The organism is Alkalicoccobacillus porphyridii (genome assembly GCF_007293315.1).
Lineage (GTDB): Bacteria > Bacillota > Bacilli > Bacillales > Bacillaceae_D > Alkalicoccobacillus > Alkalicoccobacillus porphyridii.
On sequence record NZ_VLXZ01000323.1, the window covers coordinates 1 to 253 of the forward strand.

1 protein-coding gene is annotated in these 253 nt (G+C 68.0%); it reads right to left on the minus strand.

Annotated features, from left to right (window positions below; genetic code table 11):
- A partial coding sequence (locus FN960_RS24465) for a ribonuclease HI (protein WP_368854070.1) occupies positions 1–253 on the minus strand: 253 nt, incomplete at both ends.

Below are 253 nucleotides of genomic sequence, written 5' to 3' on the forward strand. Positions count from 1 at the left end.
GGCCTTCTTCCAGCCGCGCTTCTTCCAGCCACCGGCCCACTTGGTGATGGCGTTGATGGTGTAGGTGGAGTCGCAGTGGATGCGCACCGAGGCGCCCCGGGCGATCTCCTGCTCAGCCACCCGCAGCGCCTGGTGGAAGGCGTTCAGCTCGGCGGTGTTGTTGGTGCCCTGAGGGTTGTGCAGCCCGTACCAGAGCTCGGCGAGGACCCCCTCGCGATAGACCACCATGCCCGAGCCGGCATCGCCGGGGTTG